We start from the raw sequence: 4,665 nt of genomic DNA on the forward strand, positions 1-4,665 counted from the left end.
CGCACTACCGCGTGCTGGCCCGCACCCACGCTGCGCCGCGCCTGAAACCGCCGTTCAACGAAGGCGCGCGCCGCGCCGCCGGCTTCAGCCAGGCCGAGATCGACGACCTGCACGGCACCGTCTGACGCGCCCTCCGCGTCAGTCCCGCGTCAGACAAAAGCGCGCCACGGCGACACTGTTTGCTGCGCCGCAGTAAGACCAGCGTCATTCAATTCCCATAGCATCACTGCAAGCTTCTTCGGGGCTTACAGCGGCCTGACATAGCCAATCGCAGGCCAACCCGAACGGGAGCGGCATTACAAAGGGGACACCATGGAAATGGACCTGGCACATCGCATCGCGAGCCATCCCAAGTACCTGGAACTCAAGGCCAAGCGATCGAGCTTCGGCTGGTGGCTCACGGCGCTGATGATGATCGTTTACTACGGCTTCATCCTGCTCGTGGCCTTCAACAAGGAATTCCTCACCCAGCGCCTGGGCGACGGCGTCATGACCATCGGCATGCCGATCGGGCTGGGCGTGATCCTGTTCACCATCGTCATCACCGGCATCTACGTGCGCCGCGCCAACAGCGAATTCGATGACCTGACCGAAGAAATCAAGAAGGCGGTGACGAAATGAAAGCCAAGTTCCACACCCAGGCCCTGCTCTGGGCGCTGCTGCTGACCTGCACCGGCGCCATCGCCGCCGGCGCCGACCTCGGCCAGGCCGAGAAGCAGGCCACCAACTGGACCGCCATCACCATGTTCGCCGCCTTTGTGGCCGGCACCATGTTCATCACCAAGTGGGCCGCCGCCAAGACCAAGTCGGCCGCCGACTTCTACACCGGCGGTGGCGGCATCACCGGCTTCCAGAACGGTCTGGCCATCGCGGGTGACTACATGTCGGCCGCCTCCTTCCTGGGTATTTCCGCGGCCGTGATGGCCAACGGCTTCGACGGCCTGATCTACTCGATCGGCTTCCTGGTCGGCTGGCCCGTGGTCACCTTCCTGATGGCCGAGCGCCTGCGCAACCTGGGCAAGTTCACCTTCGCCGACGTGGCCGCCTTCCGCTTCGCACAGACGCCCATCCGCGTCTTCGCGGCCTCGGGCACGCTGGTCGTGGTGGCCTTCTACCTGATCGCGCAGATGGTCGGTGCCGGCCAGCTGATCAAGCTGCTGTTCGGTCTGGAGTACTACATCGCCGTGGTGATCGTCGGCGCGCTGATGATGGTCTACGTGCTGTTCGGCGGCATGACGGCCACCACCTGGGTGCAGATCATCAAGGCCTGCCTGCTGCTGGGCGGCGCGTCCTTCATGGCGCTGATGGTGCTGTGGAACTTCGGCTTCAGCCCCGAAGCCATGTTCGCCAAGGCGGTTGAAATCAAGACCGGCCTGGCCGTGACGGCGGGCAAGACGCCCGAAGAGGCGGCCACCGCCGGCTTCTCCATCATGGGCCCGGGCAGCTTTGTGAAGGACCCGATCTCCGCCATCAGCTTCGGCATGGCGCTGATGTTCGGTACCGCCGGTCTGCCCCACATCCTGATGCGCTTCTTCACCGTGCCCAACGCCAAGGAAGCGCGCAAGTCGGTGCTGTGGGCCACCACCTGGATCGGCTACTTCTACATCCTGACCTTCATCATCGGCTTCGGCGCCATCACCTTCGTGCTGACCAACCCCGAGTTCCTGGACGCCAAGGGCGCCTTGAAGGGCGGCGGCAACATGGCCGCCATCCACCTGGCCAACGCCGTGGGCGGCAACGTGTTCCTGGGCTTCATCTCGGCCGTGGCGTTCGCCACCATCCTGGCCGTGGTGGCCGGCCTGACGCTCTCGGGCGCCTCGGCCGTCTCGCACGACATCTACGCCACCGTGATCAAGAAGGGCAAGGTCGACAGCGCGTCCGAACTGAAAGTCTCGCGCATCACCACCATCGCGCTGGGCGTCATCGCCGTGACGCTGGGCATCGCCTTCGAGAAGCAGAACATCGCCTTCATGGTGTCGCTGGCCTTCGCCATCGCCGCTTCGGCCAACTTCCCGGTGCTCTTCATGAGCGTGCTGTGGAAGGGCTGCACCACGCGCGGCGCGGTGATCGGTGGCTTCCTGGGCCTGATCTCGTCGGTCGCACTGACCGTCCTGTCATCGTCGGTGTGGGAAGCCGTGCTCGGCCACCCCAAGGGCTCCGCTCCGTTCCCCTACACCTCGCCGGCGCTGTTCTCCATGACCATCGGCTTTGTGGGCATCTGGCTGTTCTCCATCCTGGACAACAGCGAGCGCGCCAAGATCGACAAGGCCGGCTTCCTGGCCCAGCAGGTCCGTTCGGAAACCGGCATCGGCGCCTCGGGCGCATCCGGCCACTGAGCTTCGCCTGAGTGATCCAGGGCCGCTGCCACGCAAGTGCCAGCGGCCTTTCTGCTTTCTGAGCCCTTCCGAGAACACCGCGCCATGCCCAGCAGTTTCAGCTTCAGCCACGCCCCGTTTGACTGCCTCACGCCGGCCGAGCGGCAGCAGGTGGTGGACACGGTGGACATCGGCTACTTCCCCGCCGGCACCGTGGTGCTGCACCCGGACATGGCGGCCACGCACGTGCACGTGATCATCAAAGGCCACGTGCAGCACGAGGAAGCCGGCGAGGTGGTGGCCGTCTACGGGCCGGACGACTTCTACGGCGGGCGCGCCGTCGTGGCCGGCCGCACCACGGCCGTGCTCACCGCGCTGGACGAGGTGATCGCCTACCTGCTGCCGCAGGCCACGCTGCAGGCCCTGATCGCGTCCAACAGCCGCTTCAGTGCCCTGCTGTTCGCCGACCTGTCGCGGCGGCTGACGGCGGTCAGCGAAGGCAACCAAAGCCGCGAGTTCCTCTCGCTCATGATGGTGCAGGTGCGCGACGCCTTCATCCGCAAGCCCTTCTTCGTCGACGGCGGCACCGACATCGTGAGCCTGTGCGCGCAGCTGTCCGAGCGCGGCCTGACCAACGCCCTGGTGCAGGACACCGGCCCCGACGGACAGGCGCGCGTGGGCATGTTCACCACCACCGACCTGCGCGACGCGCTGCTGCGCCCGGTGCCGCCCGCGCAGCTGGCGGTGCGCGACGTGGCGCGCTTCGACCTCATCGCCGTCACGCCCGACACCGAGCTGTTCGAGGCGCTGCTGATCATGATCCGCCACCGGGTGCACCGCGTGCTGGTGCGCGACGGTGACGCCATCGTCGGCGTGCTCAGCCAGCTGGACCTGATGAGCTTCATCTCCAACCACTCGCACCTGATCGCGCTGCAGGTGGAGCAGGCCGGCACGGTGGAGGAGTTGCAGACCGCGGCGCGGCAGATCGACGGCCTCATCCGGCTGCTGCACCAGGGCGGGGTCAAGATCGAGGTCATCGCCACCCTGGTGAGCGAACTCAACAGCCAGATCTTTTCCCGCCTGTGGCGGCTGATCGCACCGCCCGACCTGGTGGCCCACAGCTGCCTGCTGGTCATGGGCAGCGAAGGCCGGGGCGAGCAGATCCTCAAGACCGACCAGGACAACGCTCTCATCGTGGCCGACGGCTTTGACTGCGCCGAGCTGCCCGCGGTGGCCGAGCGCTTCAACCAGGCCCTGGCCGGCTGCGGCTACCCACCCTGCCCTGGCCAGATCATGCTGACCAACCCGCTTTGGCGCCAGCCGCTGGCAGGCTTCAAGACCACCATCGCCGACTGGCTGCTGGGCAGCGACCCCGATGCACCCATGCACCTGGCCATCTTCATGGACGCACGCGCGGTGGCCGGCGACGCCGGCCTGCTGCACGCCGCGCGCGAACACATGAACGGCCTGTTCCACGGCAGCGACGCGCTGCTGGCGCGCTTTGCCTCGGCGGTGGAACAGTTCAGCGAACCCGGCACCTGGTGGGACCGCCTGACCACGCTGCGCGGCCGCGAGGAACAGGCTTTCGATCTCAAGAAGCTGGGCACCTTTCCGGTGGTGCACGGCATCCGCGCGCTGGCGCTGCAGAACGGCGTGCAGGCGCTGGGCACCCTCGAACGCCTGCACGAACTGACCGGCCGTCACCAGCTGGACGCCGCGCTGGCACGCGACCTGGGCGATGCGCTGCGCTTCCTGATGGGGCTGAAGCTGCAGCACAACCTGCGCCAGCAGCAGCTGGGCGAGGCGGTGCACAACCGCGTGAAGCTGTCCGACCTGGGCACGCTCGAACGCGACCTGCTCAAGGACTCCCTGGCCATCATCAAACGCTTCAAGCAGCACCTGCGCAGCCACTTCCGGCTCGATGCGCTGTGAGCACCGGCATGTTCCAGCGCCTGCAACGCGCCTGGCGCCAGCACCAGCTGAGCGATCCGGCCTACCGGTTCCTGTTCGACCCGGCACCCGCCGACGAATGGGTCAGCATCGACTGCGAGACCACCGGTCTGGACCGCTCCAGGGACCACATCATCAGCATCGGCGCGGTGCCCATCCGCGGCCAGCAGGTGCTCACCAGCCAGCGGCTGGAGGTACTCATCCGCCCCGACGGCGACCGCGCCCCGCTGACGGCCGACAACGTGCGCATCCACCAGTTGCGCGAGGCCGACCTGGCCGAGCGCGGCGTGACCCCACAGGAAGCCGCCGAGCGCGTGCTGCGCTTCATCGGCGCACGTCCGCTGGTGGGCTACTTCCTCGAATTCGACGTCGCCATGCTCAACCGTCTGGTGCAGCCGCT

General features: G+C 67.0%; 4 protein-coding genes and 1 pseudogene. All 5 read left to right on the forward strand.

Annotated features, from left to right (window positions below):
• Nucleotides 1–125, forward strand: a pseudogene (locus ACR2JA_RS09385) (DUF455 domain-containing protein); the annotation flags it as partial.
• Between the two features lie 187 nt (nt 126–312).
• Nucleotides 313–621: a DUF485 domain-containing protein gene (locus ACR2JA_RS09390; protein ID WP_434008826.1), complete on the forward strand. Its 309-nt coding sequence runs from the start codon at nt 313–315 to the stop codon at nt 619–621.
• Nucleotides 618–2,336, forward strand: a complete 1,719-nt coding sequence (locus ACR2JA_RS09395; protein WP_434008827.1) for a cation acetate symporter — start codon at nt 618–620, stop codon at nt 2,334–2,336. Before ACR2JA_RS09390 ends, ACR2JA_RS09395 begins: the two co-directional genes overlap by 4 nt.
• An 84-nt stretch (nt 2,337–2,420) precedes the next feature.
• Nucleotides 2,421–4,247 (forward strand): putative nucleotidyltransferase substrate binding domain-containing protein, encoded by a 1,827-nt coding sequence (locus tag ACR2JA_RS09400; RefSeq protein WP_434008828.1) that lies wholly within the window; start codon nt 2,421–2,423, stop codon nt 4,245–4,247.
• Nucleotides 4,244–4,665 (forward strand): exonuclease domain-containing protein (locus ACR2JA_RS09405; protein ID WP_434008829.1); only part of this gene is annotated, 422 nt, incomplete at its 3' end. The genes ACR2JA_RS09400 and ACR2JA_RS09405, both read left to right, overlap by 4 nt.

It is taken from the genome of Hydrogenophaga sp. (genome assembly GCF_051007235.1).
Lineage (GTDB): Bacteria > Pseudomonadota > Gammaproteobacteria > Burkholderiales > Burkholderiaceae_C > Hydrogenophaga.